The sequence below is a fragment of the Pandoraea pnomenusa genome (assembly GCF_000767615.3).
GTDB lineage: Bacteria > Pseudomonadota > Gammaproteobacteria > Burkholderiales > Burkholderiaceae > Pandoraea > Pandoraea pnomenusa.
In genome coordinates this window covers 4752566-4768457 of the sequence record NZ_CP009553.3, presented here as the reverse complement: position 1 = coordinate 4768457, position 15892 = coordinate 4752566, and the positions used below count along the sequence as shown (strand labels likewise).

The 15892-nt window shown below is 66.4% G+C and carries 14 protein-coding genes; 7 read left to right on the top strand and 7 right to left on the bottom strand.

Annotated features, from left to right (window positions below; genetic code table 11):
- Positions 1-48 precede the first annotated feature (48 nt).
- Positions 49-1281, top strand: a complete 1233-nt coding sequence (locus LV28_RS45310; RefSeq protein ID WP_038619691.1) for a diaminopropionate ammonia-lyase — start codon at positions 49-51, stop codon at positions 1279-1281.
- 37 nt (positions 1282-1318) lie between these two features.
- Positions 1319-2485, top strand: a complete 1167-nt coding sequence (locus LV28_RS45305; protein WP_038619694.1) for a M20 aminoacylase family protein — start codon at positions 1319-1321, stop codon at positions 2483-2485.
- 48 nt (positions 2486-2533) lie between these two features.
- Here the strand turns inward: LV28_RS45305 and LV28_RS45300 are convergent, their stop codons facing one another.
- Positions 2534-3271, bottom strand: a complete 738-nt coding sequence (locus tag LV28_RS45300; protein ID WP_023597695.1) for a GntR family transcriptional regulator — start codon at positions 3269-3271, stop codon at positions 2534-2536.
- A gap of 240 nt (positions 3272-3511) precedes the next feature.
- Between LV28_RS45300 and LV28_RS45295 the strand changes: the two genes are divergently transcribed.
- On the top strand, positions 3512-4966 hold the full coding sequence (locus tag LV28_RS45295; RefSeq protein ID WP_038619697.1) for a 2-hydroxymuconic semialdehyde dehydrogenase: 1455 nt from the start codon (positions 3512-3514) through the stop codon (positions 4964-4966).
- A 158-nt stretch (positions 4967-5124) separates the two neighbouring features.
- On the opposite strand, the gene LV28_RS45290 is transcribed toward LV28_RS45295, so the two are convergent.
- From LV28_RS45290 to LV28_RS45280, 3 genes are all read right to left on the bottom strand, one after another.
- Entirely contained in the window at positions 5125-6321 is a 1197-nt protein-coding gene (locus LV28_RS45290; protein WP_023873027.1) for an aminotransferase-like domain-containing protein, read from the bottom strand.
- Positions 6322-6492: 171 nt separating this feature from the next.
- Positions 6493-7992: an L-piperidine-6-carboxylate dehydrogenase gene (amaB, locus tag LV28_RS45285; RefSeq protein WP_023873028.1), complete on the bottom strand. Its 1500-nt coding sequence runs from the start codon at positions 7990-7992 to the stop codon at positions 6493-6495.
- Between the two features lie 122 nt (positions 7993-8114).
- Positions 8115-9140 (bottom strand): DUF1338 domain-containing protein, encoded by a 1026-nt coding sequence (locus tag LV28_RS45280; RefSeq protein WP_023597691.1) that lies wholly within the window; start codon positions 9138-9140, stop codon positions 8115-8117.
- Between the two features lie 166 nt (positions 9141-9306).
- Here LV28_RS45280 and LV28_RS45275 point away from each other — a divergent pair, with 166 nt between their 5' ends.
- Complete coding sequence (locus tag LV28_RS45275; protein ID WP_023873029.1) at positions 9307-10224, top strand: LysR substrate-binding domain-containing protein; 918 nt, start codon at positions 9307-9309, stop codon at positions 10222-10224.
- A 45-nt stretch (positions 10225-10269) separates the two neighbouring features.
- Here the strand turns inward: LV28_RS45275 and LV28_RS45270 are convergent, their stop codons facing one another.
- The gene (locus LV28_RS45270; RefSeq protein ID WP_023873030.1) at positions 10270-10917 is read right to left on the bottom strand and encodes a YitT family protein; all 648 of its coding nucleotides are present in this window, start codon (positions 10915-10917) and stop codon (positions 10270-10272) included.
- A gap of 143 nt (positions 10918-11060) precedes the next feature.
- On the bottom strand, positions 11061-12158 hold the full coding sequence (locus LV28_RS45265; protein WP_023873031.1) for a branched-chain amino acid aminotransferase: 1098 nt from the start codon (positions 12156-12158) through the stop codon (positions 11061-11063).
- 414 nt (positions 12159-12572) lie between these two features.
- Here LV28_RS45265 and LV28_RS45260 point away from each other — a divergent pair, with 414 nt between their 5' ends.
- Entirely contained in the window at positions 12573-12920 is a 348-nt protein-coding gene (locus tag LV28_RS45260) for a hypothetical protein (RefSeq protein WP_038619701.1), read from the top strand.
- 54 nt (positions 12921-12974) lie between these two features.
- On the opposite strand, the gene yfcF is transcribed toward LV28_RS45260, so the two are convergent.
- Positions 12975-13658: a glutathione transferase gene (gene yfcF, locus LV28_RS45255; protein ID WP_038619704.1), complete on the bottom strand. Its 684-nt coding sequence runs from the start codon at positions 13656-13658 to the stop codon at positions 12975-12977.
- A 281-nt stretch (positions 13659-13939) separates the two neighbouring features.
- Between yfcF and LV28_RS45250 the strand changes: the two genes are divergently transcribed.
- Both LV28_RS45250 and LV28_RS45245 read left to right on the top strand, forming a co-directional pair.
- On the top strand, positions 13940-14839 hold the full coding sequence (locus LV28_RS45250; RefSeq protein WP_023597685.1) for a LysR substrate-binding domain-containing protein: 900 nt from the start codon (positions 13940-13942) through the stop codon (positions 14837-14839).
- 104 nt (positions 14840-14943) lie between these two features.
- Positions 14944-15864, top strand: coding sequence for a LysR family transcriptional regulator (locus LV28_RS45245; protein WP_029754378.1), 921 nt, complete (start codon positions 14944-14946; stop codon positions 15862-15864).
- Positions 15865-15892: the final 28 nt, after the last annotated feature.

Here is a 15892-nt window from a genome sequence, read left to right as displayed (position 1 = left end):
CCGCCCACCCAAGCCCGCGCCGCTACACCGAATTTTCCGGAGCCCCCCATGTTCTACGTCAACCCGCATGCCACGCGTGCGCCATATCCCGCGGATCTTCAGGAAATCATGAGCATCGCGCGTGCGCAGCAAAGCCGCGAATGGCTTGCGCACTGGCAGGGCCTCGCGCCCGGAAGCACGCCGCTGCGTGCACTGCCCGATCTCGCGGCCTCGCTCGGCGTGCGCAGCGTGCTCGTGAAGGACGAAGCGCTGCGCTCGCCGCTGGGCAGCTTCAAGGCGCTCGGTGCGCCGATTGCCCTCGTGCGCCTGTTGCTGCGCGAGTTCGCCGGGAGCCACTTCACCGCACGCTCCCTGCTCGCCGGCGAGCACCGCGCGGCGCTCGCCGGCGTCACCGTCGTCAGCGCAACGGATGGCAATCACGGCCGCGCGCTGGCCGCGGCGGCGCAGAGCATCGGCTGCCGTTGCGTGATCGTGCTGCATGCGCACGTGAGCGACGAGCGCGAGCAGGCCATTGCCGCCCATGGCGCCGAGATCGTGCGCATTGCCGGGAATTACGATGCGTCGGTGGAGACGGCGGCGGCGCTCGCCGCGCGTCACGGCTGGCATGTCGTATCGGATACGTCATACGAGGGCTACGAGGCGATCCCGCGCGATGTCATGCAAGGCTACGCAACGGTGGTGGCGGAAGTCGTCGAGGCGTTGACCGCGACGGCTTTGCCGGCGGACGATGCCTGCCCGGTCACGCACGTCTTTCTGCAGGGTGGCGTAGGCGGACTGGCGGCCGGCATCGTGAGTTATCTTTGGGAGCGTTGGGGCGCATGGCGCCCGACCTTCGTGGTGGTGGAACCCGAGCAGGCCGACTGCCTGTATCAGAGTGCCATCTCGGGACGCGCGGCGTCTGCGTCGGGTTCGGTCGACTCGGTCATGGCGGGATTGGCTTGCGGTGAGACGTCGCCGCTTGCGTGGCGATTCCTCCAGCCGTCGGTCGATGCCTTCATGACCGTGACCGATGCGCAGGCGGTCGAGGCCATGCGGCGTCTGGCCCGCGGCAGCGAGCACGACGTGCCTTTCGTGGCAGGCGAGTCGGGTGCGGCGGGGCCGGCCGGACTGATCCGGGCGGCGGCAGTCCCTGCCATCGCGTCCGCGATCGGCCTGACGGCGCAATCGCGCGTGTTGCTCATCAGCACCGAGGGTGCGACGGCGCCGTCCGTCTACGCGGAACTCGTCGGCGAGACGGCCGCGTCGGTCGCCGGACGTCAGCAGGCATGGATGGCGCGCTGAACGGCGCCATCGGACATCGACTCAGGGAGACGCTCGCATGACTCAGGACACCTACTTTGCCGACGCGCTCAAAAGCTGGCGCCATGCGTTCCACCGCGAGCCGGAGACCGGCTTCGAGGAGGTCGGCACGTCGCAGCGCGTGGCCACGATCCTGGAGAGCCTGGGGCTCGAGGTGCATCGCGGCATCGGCGGTACGGGCATCGTGGCGAACCTGCGGGTTGGGGAGGGGGGCGGCGCGATCGGCATCCGCGCCGACATGGACGCGCTCATGATCGCCGAGCAGGCGCCGGGGCGCGCATACGCGTCGCAGGTGCCCGGCAAGATGCACGCGTGCGGCCACGACGGGCACATGTCGATGGTGCTCGGCGCCGCGAAACTGCTCGCCGGGTCGCGCGACTTCAACGGCACGGTGCGTTTCATCTTCCAGCCGGCCGAGGAACACGGCCGAGGCGCGAAAGCCATGATCGCGGACGGCCTGCTCGATCGCTTTCCCATCGATGCGATCTACGGCGTGCACAACATGCCGGGCATTCCCGCAGGGCATTTCGCGACCCGCGCTGGCGGCATCATGGCGAGCGAAGACAACTTCGTCATTCGCATTCGGGGCAAAGGCACGCATGCCGCGCGCCCGCACATGGGGATCGATCCGCTGGTCATTGGCGCGCAGATCGTCCTCGCGCTTCAGACCGTGGTGTCGCGCAACGTCGATCCGGGCCAGTCAGCGGTCGTGTCCTGCACGGAGTTCGTCACCGACGGCATTCGCAACGCCATTCCGACGCATGTCGTGATCAAGGGCGACACGCGCAGCTACACACCCGACGTGCAGCAATTGCTCGAATCGCGCATGCGCGAGATCTGCATCGGCATCTGCGCGATGCACGGCGCGCACTGCGAGTTCGAGTACACGCACGAGTTCGCGCCGACGGTGAACTGGGCCGAAAACACGGCGCTCGCGGTGAAGGCAGCGCGGTCGGTGACGGAACCCGCAACGGTCGATGCGGACGTCGCGCCCATGATGGCGTCGGAGGACTTCGGTGTGTTCCTGCAACATGTGCCGGGCAACTTCATGTTCATCGGCAACGGCAGCGGCGACGCGCCGGGGGCGATTCCCCTGCATAACGCCTGCTACGACTTCAACGACGCGATTCTGCCGCTCGGTGCGCGCTACTTCGCCCGGATCGTGCGCGACAGCCTGCCGCGCTAAAGCTAAACGCCAGGTGCCGAGCGCGGCACGCGATGCGGCGAAAACCGCTCAGCGCACCGGCGCGAGCGGCACCGTGCCGGCGTTGATGACGGCGTCGGGCAACTCCCGGACCGCTTCGAGCGTCTTGCGGATGTGGGTCGCGAGCAGTGCCGTCGCCTTGTCGGCGTCGCGCGCGAGGCAGGCATCGAAGATTGCCTGATGTTCTTCGTGAACGTCGCGCGGCACCGGCCGATGGGTGATCGACAAGCGCCGGTAGCGCTCCGACTGGCGATAGAGGATCGCGAGGAAGTGGTGCAGCCAGCGCGACGGACACGCCCTAATCAGCACCTCGTGAAAGGCGCGATTGCGCGTCTCCCATTGGGCGAACTGACCGCCGTTGTCCCCCATGCCGTCGCCCAACCGCTCCTCGGCGAGCGAGAGCAGGTGAAACGCGCTCGTCAGGTCGGCTTCCCAGACGTCGTCCCCCAGCGCGATGGACTGGCGCAATGCCTCGGTCTCCAACTGCACGCGCGTTTCGGTGATGTCGATGAAATCGGCCAGCGAGATCGGCGTGACGCGAAATCCCCTGTGCCCATGCTGGACGACGAGCGCGTCGGCCACCAGCAACGCCAGTGCTTCGCGCAGCGTACCCGCGCCAACGTCGTATCGATCCTTCAGATGCTCCACGCGCAACTTCTCCCCGGGCGCGAGATGCCCCTCGACGATGTCGCTGCGAAGCCGCAGGTAGGCGCTTTGCGCGAGCGTGGCATCGGCGCTCGGGGCCGACGACGGAGTTGGGCTGTGCATGCGAATGGGAGTCGGAAGCGTAGGGACGACCGCCGCAAGGGTGGCGTGACGAGATTATAAGCAGCTTCCGCTCGATTGTCGCAAAATCATCATAAAATCGAGATAAATAAAAATTCTCGAGAAAATATTGACGAGACCCGCGGCAGCGCCGTATCGTTTGCCTCATGCCGCCATCGGGACGCCTGACGTACCCGGGCATGGCAGGCCGTCGCGAACCAACCAACAGAACGAGAGTGAGCCATGAAGGATTTCCGCAACTTCATCAACGGTGAGTGGGTGTCTAGCGCACGCACCTTCGAGAACCGCAACCCGGTCGACAACAGCCTGATCGGACACGTGCACGAAGCCGGGCGCGCTGAGGTGGACGCCGCCGTGCGTGCCGCGCGCGCCGCGCTGGCCGGGCCGTGGGGCACGATGACGGTGGCCGCGCGCGTCGACCTGCTGCACGCGGTCGCCGACGGCATCCATTCACGCTTCGACGACTTCCTGGCCGCCGAGATTGCCGACACGGGCAAGCCGCACAGTCTCGCGAGCCATCTGGACATTCCGCGCGGCGCCGCGAATTTCAAGGTGTTCGCGGACATGATCAAGAACGTGCCCACCGAGTCCTTTGCGATGACCACGCCCGACGGCGGCAACGCGGTGAACTACGGCGTTCGCACGCCCCGCGGCGTGATCGCTGTCGTGTGTCCGTGGAACCTGCCCCTGTTGCTGATGACGTGGAAGGTCGGCCCGGCGCTCGCGTTCGGCAACACGGTCGTGGTGAAGCCGTCGGAGGAAACGCCGGCCACCGCCACGTTGCTGGGCGAAGTGATGAACGAAGTCGGCGTGCCGGCGGGCGTCTACAACGTGGTGCACGGTTTCGGCCCAGAGTCGGCGGGCGCATTCCTGACGGAGCATCCCGGCGTGAACGGCATCACGTTTACCGGTGAGACCCGCACGGGGGAAGCGATCATGAAGGCCGCGGCCAACGGCGTGCGTCCGGTGTCGTTTGAGCTCGGCGGCAAGAATCCGGGCATCGTGTTTGCCGATGCGGATTTCGACAAGGCGGTAGCGGGCATCATGCGCTCGGCGTTCGACAACAGCGGTCAGGTGTGCCTGGGCACGGAGCGTGTCTACGTGCAGCGGCCGATCTTCGAGCGCTTCGTCGCCGCGCTCAAGGAACGCGCGGAGTCGCTCAGGCTTGGCGACCCGTACGCCGAGGGCACCAACTTCGGTCCGCTCGTCTCGCAGGTGCATCGCGAGAAGGTGCTTTCGTATTACGCCAAGGCGCGTGAAGAAGGGGCGACGGTCGTGACCGGTGGCGGCGTGCCGGACATGCCGGCATCGATGAAGGATGGCGCCTGGGTGCAGCCGACGATCTGGACCGGCCTGCCGGAGACGGCTTCGGTCATCCGCGAGGAAATCTTCGGGCCGTGCTGTCACATCGCGCCGTTCGACACCGAGGAGGAAGTCATCGCCATGGCGAACGCGACGCCGTACGGTTTGGCCGCCACGGTGTGGACCAGCGATGTCGGCCGGGCACATCGCATGGGCGCCGCGCTCGAAGTGGGCGTGTGCTGGATCAACGCCTGGTTCCTGCGCGACCTGAGAACCGCGTTCGGCGGCGCCAAGCAATCGGGCATCGGCCGTGAAGGCGGCGTTCACTCGCTCGAGTTCTATACGGAATTGCGCAACGTCTGCATCAAGCTGTGATTCGACACGAATCCGCTACGACGCTGGCGCCCGCCCCGGGCTGATTCGCGGGCGGGTCGACACAAGGGCCTCGCTCACCGCCCCCTCGGGGACGGCTGGCGAGGCCCTTGCCGCCGGATCGGTGTGTCGATCCGGATGTCGATCGGCGCGTTGCCGCTTTACGGGTTCGTAGCCTGAATCGCCCGCGCCAGGCGCGCTACACCTTCCTCGATGGCCGGCACGTCGGGCGCGGCGAACGACAGCCGCAGCGATGCCTCGTCAGGTGTCTCGGCGAAGAACGCGGTGCCGGGCACGAACAACACCTTCTCGGCGATGGCATGCGGCAGCAGTGCACTGGTTTGCACCGACGAGAGGCGCGCCCACACGAACATGCCGCCCTGCGGCGCGTGGAACTGGATCGCGTCGCCCAGTCGCGTGCGCAGCGCGCCGCACATCGCGTCGCACTTGCGCCGATAAGCCTCGGTGATCGTCGGCAAGTGTCGAGCGAGCGCGCCATCCGCCAGGTACTCGGCGGCAATTGCCTGCGTCCACGGCACGCTGCACAGATCGACGGTTTGCTTGGCGACCACGCAACGCCGCGCGATCTCGGGCGGCGCGACGGTCCAGCCCACGCGCAGCCCCGGCGCCGCGATCTTCGACAGGCTCGAGAAGTGCACCACCCAGTCACGCGAGCCGGGGACCTCGGCGGTGAGCGCGAGCATCGTCGGCACCGTCTCCCCCGCGAATCGCAGATCCCCGTACGGATCGTCCTCGACGATCACGAAGCGGTACTGCACGGCGAGCCTCAGCAGCGCGAGGCGCCGCTCGCGCGAAAGCGTGGCACCGGTCGGATTGGCAAACGTCGGTACCGTATAGAGCAACTTCGGCACGGGCATCCTGTCCTCGCGCAGCCAGGCATCCAGATGCTCGACATTCAGGCCATCGGCGTCGACGGGCATCGTCACGATCGTCGCCTGTGCAAGGCGCAAGGCCTGCAGTGTCGCGGGATACGCCGGCTGCTCGGTCACGACGACATCGCCCGGGGTGACCATCACGCGCAGCAGCAGATCGAGCCCTTGCTGAGAGCCGGTCGTCACGACGAGCGATTCGGGGGCGCACGGCGCGCCGCGCGACGCCATGAGCGTCATGAGCTGGGTCTTGAGTTCGGCGAGCCCGTCGGTCGGCCCGTATTGCAGGCAACGCGTCGGTTGCGCGAAGGCGCGCGCCTGCGCGGCGGCAAGACCTTCGACGTCGAAAAGCTCGCTCGCCGGATACCCGCCCGCGAACGAGATCATGCCCGGCTCGGACAGGTACTTGAACAATTCGCGAATCGGCGAACCGGTCGGGTTGGCAAACGGGGAGGTGAAGGCGTACATGTGGGCCTCGCTGGCGAAAGCGTGACGAATCGGGGCGTGGTTCCGAAGGGGGGGCGGCAAGCCGGGGCGCCGGCGCCCCAAACAACTTCGACGACGAGCGGCGACGAGCAGCGACGAGCAGCGGGACGTCGTGCATGGCGCACGTCGTCCCGCGCGTCCGCTATTGCGACTTCACTCGATCGAGAAGTCGATGCCTTGCGCGAGCGGCAGGGCGGAAGAGTAGTTGACGGTGTTCGTGGCGCGGCGCATGTAGCCCTTCCACGCGTCGGAGCCCGACTCGCGGCCACCGCCGGTTTCCTTCTCGCCACCAAACGCCCCACCGATCTCGGCGCCGCTCGGTCCGATGTTGACGTTGGCGATACCGCAGTCGCTGCCGGCCGACGAGGTGAAGCGCTCGGCTTCGCGCAGGTCGTTGGTGAACACGCACGACGACAGGCCGTGCGACGACGCGTTGTTGGCGTCGATGGCTTCGGAGAAGTCGCGGTACTTGAGCACGTAGAGAATCGGCGCGAACGTTTCCGTGAGCACGACTTCCGTCTGCGACGGCATCTCGACGATGGCCGGCTTCACGTAGAAGCCATTCTCCAGGCCTGCCACGGCGTGGCGTTCGCCGCCGGTGACCTTGCCCCCCTGCGCGCGTGCCTGATCGAGTGCGGCCTGCATGCGCGCGAAGGCGCCTTCGTCGATCAGCGGGCCCATGAGCGTGCCACGCTCCAGCGGATTGCCGATGGCGACTTTGCCGTACAGCGTCTTCAGGCGTTCGACGGTTTGTTCGTACACGCTCTCGTGCACGAACAGGCGGCGCAGCGTGGTGCAACGCTGACCGGCGGTGCCCACGGCCGAGAACAGGATGCCGCGCAGCGCAAGTTCCATGTTGGCGCTGTCGGTCACGATGCCGGCGTTGTTGCCGCCGAGTTCGAGAATCGAACGGCCGAAGCGGCGTGCGACTTCCACGCCGACCTTGCGGCCCATTTCGGTGCTGCCGGTCGCGCTCACGATTGCCGAGCGCGGATCGGCGACGAGCGCCTCGCCCACGTCGCGACCGCCGATGACGAGGGCGGTCAGGCCCTCGGGGGCATCGCCGAATTCGGCAATCACCTCTTCCATCAGCTTGTTCACTGCCAGGGCGGTGAGCGGCGTCTTCTCCGACGGCTTCCACACCACGGCATTGCCGCACACGAGTGCGAGCGCGGCGTTCCACGACCAGACGGCCACCGGGAAGTTGAAGGCGGAGATCACCGTGCAAACACCCATCGGATGCCACGTTTCCGCCATGCGGTGGCCGGGACGCTCCGAAGCGATCGTCAGGCCGTAGAGCTGGCGCGACAGGCCCACGGCGAAGTCGCAGATGTCGATCATTTCCTGGACTTCGCCCAGGCCTTCCTGAAGGATCTTGCCTGCTTCGAGCGTGACGAGCGCACCGAGCGCCTGCTTGCGCTCGCGCAGCTTTTCGCCGAGCAGACGCACCAGTTCGCCGCGGCGCGGCGCGGGCACGTTGCGCCAGGCGGTGAATGCGGTTTGCGCGCGCGCAAGGGCGGCCTGGGCGTCGGCGACAGAAGCGCTGGCCACGCGTCCGATCAGTTCGCCGTTGATCGGCGAATGCACGGCGATGTCGCCCGCTTCGGCCAGCTTGGCAATGCCCAGTTCGTTGAGGATGGAAGTTGCGTTCACGTGGATACCCCTATGGAATTCAGTGTTGGCCGCCGGTGCCGCTCACCGGTGTCGGCAGGTGAGGTGGCGGCACGGGCACATGGGTATTGTGCGCCGAGGCCGCCATGCCTCGCTTGACTGGGCTACTTGGCGTTGGCCGTCATCTTGAAGATGCCCTGCGCGTTGCCGGCATCGAAGCGAAGATCGATCTTCCAGCGACGGTTGACGGTGTCGTACTCGCGATGGCGCGTGATGAACTCGTAGAAGGAGCCGGGCACTTCGCGCGCCACGATTTCGCCATCCTTGCCACGGAATTCGCGACGCACCGTGTCGGCGCGATAAGCCGTCTGGAATACGCGGCCCGAGCGCGAGCGCTCGACCTCGGGCTTCATCGGGCGACCCTTGGCCTTCTCGGCGTCCGACAGGGCGAAGACGTCGTCCACGCGATCGGTCGCATGGTTGAACGCGTTGCCTTCGGTCGCGATCCAGGCCATCTCGGCGGATTCGGCCAGCAGCAGTTCGTAATCGGCCTCGCTCGGCACGTCGTGCTGACGCGCGAACGCACCCACGATCACCGGCAGGAGCGCCTGAGCGATATCGAGCGGCAGCGTACCGTCGCGCTCCAGTTCCCAAAGCTGCGCGACGGCTGCCGGCGTGAGCGGGTCCTTCGAAGTTCCCACCACGCGCGACACGGCTTGCTGGAAGGTCTCGGAGAAGCGCTCCGGATGCAGCTCGCTCACGAAGAACTGGGAGATCTCTTCCGGGGCGTCTTCGTGAGCGTAGGCGCGCCCGGTCATGCCCAGACGATCGAGCGGATAGCGACCATTCGGGCGAAAGCCCAGCGGGCGCAGAATGCGCGTGAAGGCCGCCTCGCCCGGTGGCAGGGCGCCATTGTCGGCCCAGCGCACGGTGCGTAGCGCGCCGTGGTCGAGATAGACGCTGCCGCCTGCGGCAATCGCTTCCTCGGTGTAGGTGCGACCGTTCGGCGAGCGTGCCAGCAAGTCTTCGAACAGCGCCATGTTCATCGCCTGCGCCAGTTCGGCGCGGGTCACGAGGCCGGGCTCGCCGTCCGACAGAATCGACGGCGAATTGAGCGTGGCGAACAGCGCGTCGGTACGCGCCTGCCCGATCAGGGAAACCAGCAAGGATTGCACATTCGCATTGCGCATCGTGATGTCTCGCAGGGAAGACGCCGTCTCGGGCGGCGTCGCAGGGGGTCGGGGCGGGCATGGGATGCATTTCCCCATACCTTCTTGCAGTGACAGCATTATTGGAACGGACGCGACGCCCGTAAAGCGAGATAAAATTGCCACTTGATGCCTTTTGGGAATCAACATGCGCAAATTCAAGACGCCCGGCACCGCGGCGCTACTCGCCTTCGAGGCGGCGGCCCGGCACGAGAGCTTTACCCATGCGGCGCGCGAACTGTTTCTGACGGAGAGCGCCGTGTCGCGTCAGATCGCCACCCTCGAGGCACAACTGGGCGTACGCCTGTTCGTGCGCGCCAAGCAGCGCGTGGTGCTCACGCGGGCCGGACGTCTATACAGTACCCAGGTGCGGCGCACGCTCGAGCAACTCGATCGCGACACCCTCTCGATCATGGCGCACGGCAGTGGCGGCGGCTACCTGGAGCTTGCGGTGCTGCCGACTTTCGCGTCGGAGTGGTTGATTCCCAGAATGAAGGACTTCGACGACCGGCATCCGGACGTGCGCGTGAACATGGGCGTGCACACCGACCTCTTCACGTTCGACGAGACGCACTTCGAGGCGGCCATTCACTTCGGTCAACCCACGTGGCCGGGGACGTCGTCGGATTATCTGTTCGGCGAGGAGGTGGTACCGGTATGTCGGGCGTCGTTGCTGCGAGGGCCGGTGCGTACGGCGGCCGATCTGCTGGACTACCCGTTGCTGCACTCGACGACACGGCCGAGCGCGTGGACGCAATGGTTCGCCGAGCAACGCATCGAGGACAACCGTACGTTGCAGGGCGTGCGCTACGAGTTGCATACGATGCTGATCGCGGGGGCCGCGGCGGGATTGGGAATAGCGCTCGTGCCGAAGTTCTTCGTCGAGGGGCAATTGCGCACGCTTGGCCTCACGATTCCGTTCGACGTGAAGAGCGTGGCGGGGTCGGCCTATTACCTCGTCTATCCGACCGAGCTCACGCACGGGCAGCCGCTCAGTGTGTTTCGCGAGTGGCTGCTTGGGCAGGCGAGCGCCTACCGGCCGTCGGGCCGGCAGGACGCACGGTAAGCGCTGGAACCGCTGGAAGCAAGAATTCCGACGAGCGGCGTCGGTTCAGCAACCGGTGTAGCGTCCCGGTCGGTGCCACGCCACCACCATGCCGCTCATGGCGACGGCCGACAGTGCCGACCAGGCGACGCGTCCCGCCGGGATCGTGGCGAGCGAGGCGAGCAGGATCGTGCTGTCAATGCAGACCTGCGAGATGCCCGCATTGATGCCGCGCTTGCGTTGGAGCCACAGGGTAACGATGCCGGTTCCGCCCACGCCGGCACCGTGACGGGCGAGCGCCAGGATACCCATGCCGCACAGCGTGCCGCCGACGAATGCCGCGAACAGCGGATTGACGAAGGCGACGTTGAACGTCTTCGGCATGGCCGCCAGTGCGAAGGTGATGCCGAAGCTCGCGACGGTGGACTTGAGCGCGAAACGCGGGCCCATCGTGAAGTAGGCGAACAGGAAGAACGGAATGTTCACCAACGTGAAGATGGTGCCCACCGGTAGGGGAAAGACGTAGGAAGCGAGCAGCGCAATGCCGGCCACGCCGCCGGTGACCAACCCGGCAGCCTTGAGCAGCACCAGACCGACCACCACAAATGCCATGCCGATGACCATCGCATAGATGTCTTCGAACACGGAGTGCGGAACGCCGATTGTGTCGGCTGCCGCAATGACGCCGGATGCGGCGCCCGAATCGTGTTTCATGATCTGCAAGTCAAGTACAACGAGACGGCGCGCCCGACTCTCCTTATGTCGTGACGCGCCGTCCAAGATTTCCCGCGTCGCTGTCTCGGGCGACGCGCAGCTTCACAGCTTGTTATGGCGATACGGCAGGCGATTGCGCGAAATTACGCCACGTGGTGGACCCAGCCGAACGGATCGGCGACCTTGCCACGTTGAATGCCGGTGAGTTGGTCGCGAATGCGCTTGGTGACCGGGCCTTCGCCGCCGTCGCCGATGGCGAATTCGCCGTTCGCGTGGCGCACCTGGCCGATCGCCGTCACCACTGCCGCCGTGCCGCAGGCAAACGTTTCCTTCACGCGGCCGCTGGCGGCATCTGCCTGCCATTGCGCGAATTCGTACGGCGTTTCATTGACCGTCAGGCCTTCGCGCTTGGCGAATTCGATGATCGATGCGCGCGTGATGCCCGGCAGGATCGTGCCCGACAGCGGGGGCGTCTGGAGCGAACCATCGTCCATGACGAAGAAGACGTTCATGCCGCCGAGTTCTTCGATCCAGCGGTGCTGTGCGGCGTCGAGAAACACGACCTGATCACAGCCCTTGGCGCTCGCTTCGGTCTGCGCGATCAGGCTGGCCGCGTAATTGCCGCCGCACTTCGCCGCGCCAGTGCCGCCGGGCGCCGCACGCGTGTACTGGTCCGAGACCCACACGGTCACGGCCGACTTGCCGGGCTTGAAGTAGGGGCCGACCGGGCAGGCGATCACGCAGAAGATGTACTCATGCGCCGCACGCACGCCGAGGAAGCTTTCCGAGGCGAACATGAACGGGCGGATGTACAGGCTGCTGCCTTCCGCGCTCGGGATCCATGCCCGATCGATGTCGACCAGCTTTTCCACGGCTTCGAGGAACACGGCTTCCGGCAGATCGGCCATCGACATGCGCTGGGCCGATTCGCGAAAGCGCCTGGCGTTCGCTTGCGGGCGGAACAGGGAGATCTTGCCGTCTTCGCCGCGGTAGGCCTTCATGCCCTCGAAGATTTCCTGCGCGTAATGCAGCACGGCGCATGCCGGGTCGATCTGGAACGGGCGGCGCGCTTCCACCTTCGCGTCGTGCCAGCCGGTGCCCTCGGTCCAGCGGATCGTGACCATGTGATCGGTGAATACGCGGCCGAACACCGGGTTGGCCAGCTTGGCGGCGATCTGGTCGGCGGGGGTGGGGTTGGCGTGCGGCTCCACGACAAAACGCAAAGGATTATCAGCGCTCATGTTTCTTCAATGTCTCGGCAGAGGTGGCTTGAGTCGTCAGTGCCGTTAACGTAAACGGCAAGGTGCCAATATTTTCCTCCTTTCGGGGCCCGGCTGTCGACTGAATTCACCGCGAATCCCGTCACGTCGGGGCACGCGGGCCCGGAACGCCGGAAAATCTCGGAATTTGGCCGTTTTTTGCAGGAATATCGCGAAAATTTCGCCGATAGGTGGCGGGTGCTGGCCAGGAACGGGGCGAGCGGGGGTAACAGTGTGTAAAAAAACATTTCCGGTCACGAGGCGTGCGCGCTGGACATTTAAGATCGGAGGCGGATGATGGCGGCAACGCCAGCGGATACGGTGCCCTGAGTGATAGGGTGGACGCCGCAGGCGTTTCGCCAGGCGGGCGGCAAAGGGAAAGGGGGGAGAAGCCGAATGAAATCGACGACGATTCGGATGTTGCGTGCCTATCTGCTCGTGGCTTCGCTCGGGGCCGTGTGTATCGACGCCTGCGTGGTGATCGCCATGCTGGTGTTCGACGTGCCGGAGTCCGTCTTCACCTCGGCGGATTTTCGTATCGCGATGGCGGGCTCGCTGCTGCTGCTCATGCTCGCAGCCCGCTCGCTGGCCGGTGCAGCCTATCAGGCGGCGCTCTCGAGCCGCCACGCCAGCGTGGACGGCGAGGGGCGAAAGGTCGCATTGCGCGACGACTGCCCTCATCGCTGGCTCGTCCTGTTTCACATCTTCGTTCACCGTCAACCGCTGGCTGCGGCGGCCGTCTGAGCCGGTCGGAGCCTGTCGATCCCATCGAGCCTGCCAGTCCGCCGCGGCAGGCGCTTACGCGACCGCTTTTCCTGGCTCGTGGCCGACGGCGTCTCCCGGACGCGGCGGGCGCGCCATGGCCATCCACTCCTGCACGGCCGGTCGGGCGAACTGACGGCGTGCATACGCGACGAGCGGCGCCGGAACCACGTCGTCGTTATAGATCAGACGATTGAGCATCAATGCGAGATCGACGTCGGCGATGCACCACGCATCGAACAGCGACTCACGGCCGTCGGGCAGCAGGCTTTGCGCGACGGCGATCAGCTTGCTCGCGGCCGTGTAGCCGGCGTCGGACAACGGGGCGGCCGTTGGCGCGTAGAAAATCACTTCCGTCGAGCGCTCGGCCCGCAACGCCCCCAGATCGCTGCGCAGCCATGCCTGCACCTGACGTGCGCGGGCACGCTCGCGCGCCTGCGCGGGATAGACCGGCACCTCCGGCGCGATCGTCTCGATGTATTCGCTGATCGCCGACGATTCCGACAACGTGAAATCGCCGTGCACGAGCGTCGGCACGCGGCGCGTAAGCGACATGTCCGCGAAGCGCGACTCGCAATGCGCGCCTTGCAGCAGATCGACGGTGCGCAGCTCGAAGGGCAGCCCTTTCTCGCGCAGCGTGACGAAAACGGAGAGGGCATAGGGGCTGGTGAATTGCGCGTCCACGAATAGCGTGAACGGGGCGGGGGCTGCGGCAGGCACGTTGGGCTCCTGAAAAAGTGAATGGCGGGCGACGCGCGACGCTCGGCATGGCTGCCGGACCTCGGCGCCCGATTTCCTCGCCCGCACAGGCCTATCTTGCCGTACTGCCGCGGTGATAAGCTACGACACAAATCGCCGATCAGCTGTGAGAAACATTCACAGCCAATTGGGTCGTCGGCAAGCGCCACGTTGCGCTCCATCGCGCCCTATTTAGCCCCATTTAGCCCCATTTAGCCCTATTGAGCCCTTTAGCTCCTCTCGGGTATTCCGGCCTCCGCCCCATGAATTCACAACGTCGCTCGCGCCCGCCGCTGGCCAATCTGGAAACCGTCTGCCTCGTGGCGCGTCACGGTTCGTTCACCGCCGCGGCCGAGGCGAGCGGCCTGACGCACGGGGCGATCAGCCGCCGTGTCGGCGCCGTGGAGAACTGGCTCGGGTGTCCGCTGTTCGAGCGGCACGGGCGCGGCGTGAGCCTGACGTGCGACGGCCAACGTTTCCTCGGCCGCGTCGAGCACGCGTTCGACGTCATCGACGCGGCCGCCGACCAGTGGCATCAGGCACGCAAGACACCGGCCGTGCGCCTGAGCGTGGTGCCGTCGTTCGCCAAGCTCTGGCTGCTCGAACGCCTGAGATCGCTCGAAGCCGGCGAGCCGTTCATCGACATTCAGGTGACGACGGAACACCGCAATGCCGATGTCGGTGCGGGCGAGGTTGACATCGCGCTGCGCTACGGCCGTGGCGGCTGGACAAGCATCGACGCGGAACCCTTGATGTCCGAAACGTTGTATCCGGTCGCCTCGCCGGAGGTCGCGGCGCGCCTCGCGGGCGCGGATGTGGCGCAAATGCTGGCCATGCCGCTGCTGCACGACTCCGATCTCACCGGCTGGCGCGCGTGGTGCGGCGCGCAGGGCGCGAGCCTGCGCCCGCGAGCGCGCGATCGTCGCTTCGAGGATTACACCGTGGTGCTGGCGGCCGCCGAAGCCGGTTTGGGCATTGCGCTCGCCCGAGCGCCGCTGGCCGACGGCTGGCTCGCGCGCAGCCGGCTCGTGCGCGTGTCCGATGTGGAGGTCGAGTGTCCGTTGCAGTACCACATCGTGACCGCCAAACGTGAGAAGCGCCCCGAGGTGCTGGAAGTCATCGCGCGTTTGCACGCGGCGGTGCGAGCGGGCGCGCGCACGTGATACCACGAACGTCGCCGTGCGCGCGGGCGGGGTTTACCGCACTGCGCACGCGCCCGAACGTTGCCTAAAATGCGGCAGCTTCTTGCAGGACGGTACGGCTGGGGATGAACTTACGCTCGCTCGATCTGAATTTGTTGCTCGTGTTCGAGTCGCTGCTGCGCACGCGCAGCACGACGGTGACGGCCGAGGAACTGAACCTCACGCAATCGGCCGTGAGCAACGCCCTCAAGCGTCTGCGCCTCGCGTTCGGCGATCCGCTCTTCGTGAAGACGCCACAGGGCATGCTGCCGACCGATCTCGCCAACTCGCTCGCGCCGCCCGTCACCGAAGGCCTTGCCCTCATCCGCAGCGCGCTCGAGGCGCCGCAGGACTTCGAGCCCGCCAACGCACAACGCACCTTCCGCCTGTACCTGAGCGACATCGGTCAGCTGATCTTCATGCCGAAGCTCATGGCCACGCTCGCGACCGAGGCCCCCGGCGTGCGCATCGTGACCGTCGACACCACGCCGCGCGAGGCGCAGAACGCCATGGCGATGGGTGAGATCGACCTCACGCTGGGTCTGTTCACCCGATTTTCGTCGGGATTCCATCAGCAACGCCTGTTTCGCGAGCACTATGTCGCCCTGGTGCGCGAGGGACATCCCACGATTCGGGAGCGGCTTACGGGGGAGGCGTTCCTCGGCGCCGCGCACGCGGTTTATCGTCCCACTGCCGGTAATCACGACCTCTTCGAGACGGCCGTCGAGCAGTGGTTCGCACAGTCGGGGCGCCAGCGGCACGTGGCGTTGCGCATGGCGCATTCGATGGGCCTCTCGGCGCTGATTGCCGCGAGCGACCTCGTGGTGTGCGTGCCTACGCGGCTCGGACGCGCGCTCCAGGCCGCCGCCGATCTGCGCACGCACGCATTGCCGTTCAACGGTCCCGAGTTCGACATCTCGCAACTCTGGCACGAACGCTTTCATGCGGACGCCGGCCATCGCTGGTTGCGCAGCACCATCTTCCGGCTTTTCCACGGCGAAGACTGATCCCGGTCGGCCGCTTCCTCCGCTTCCT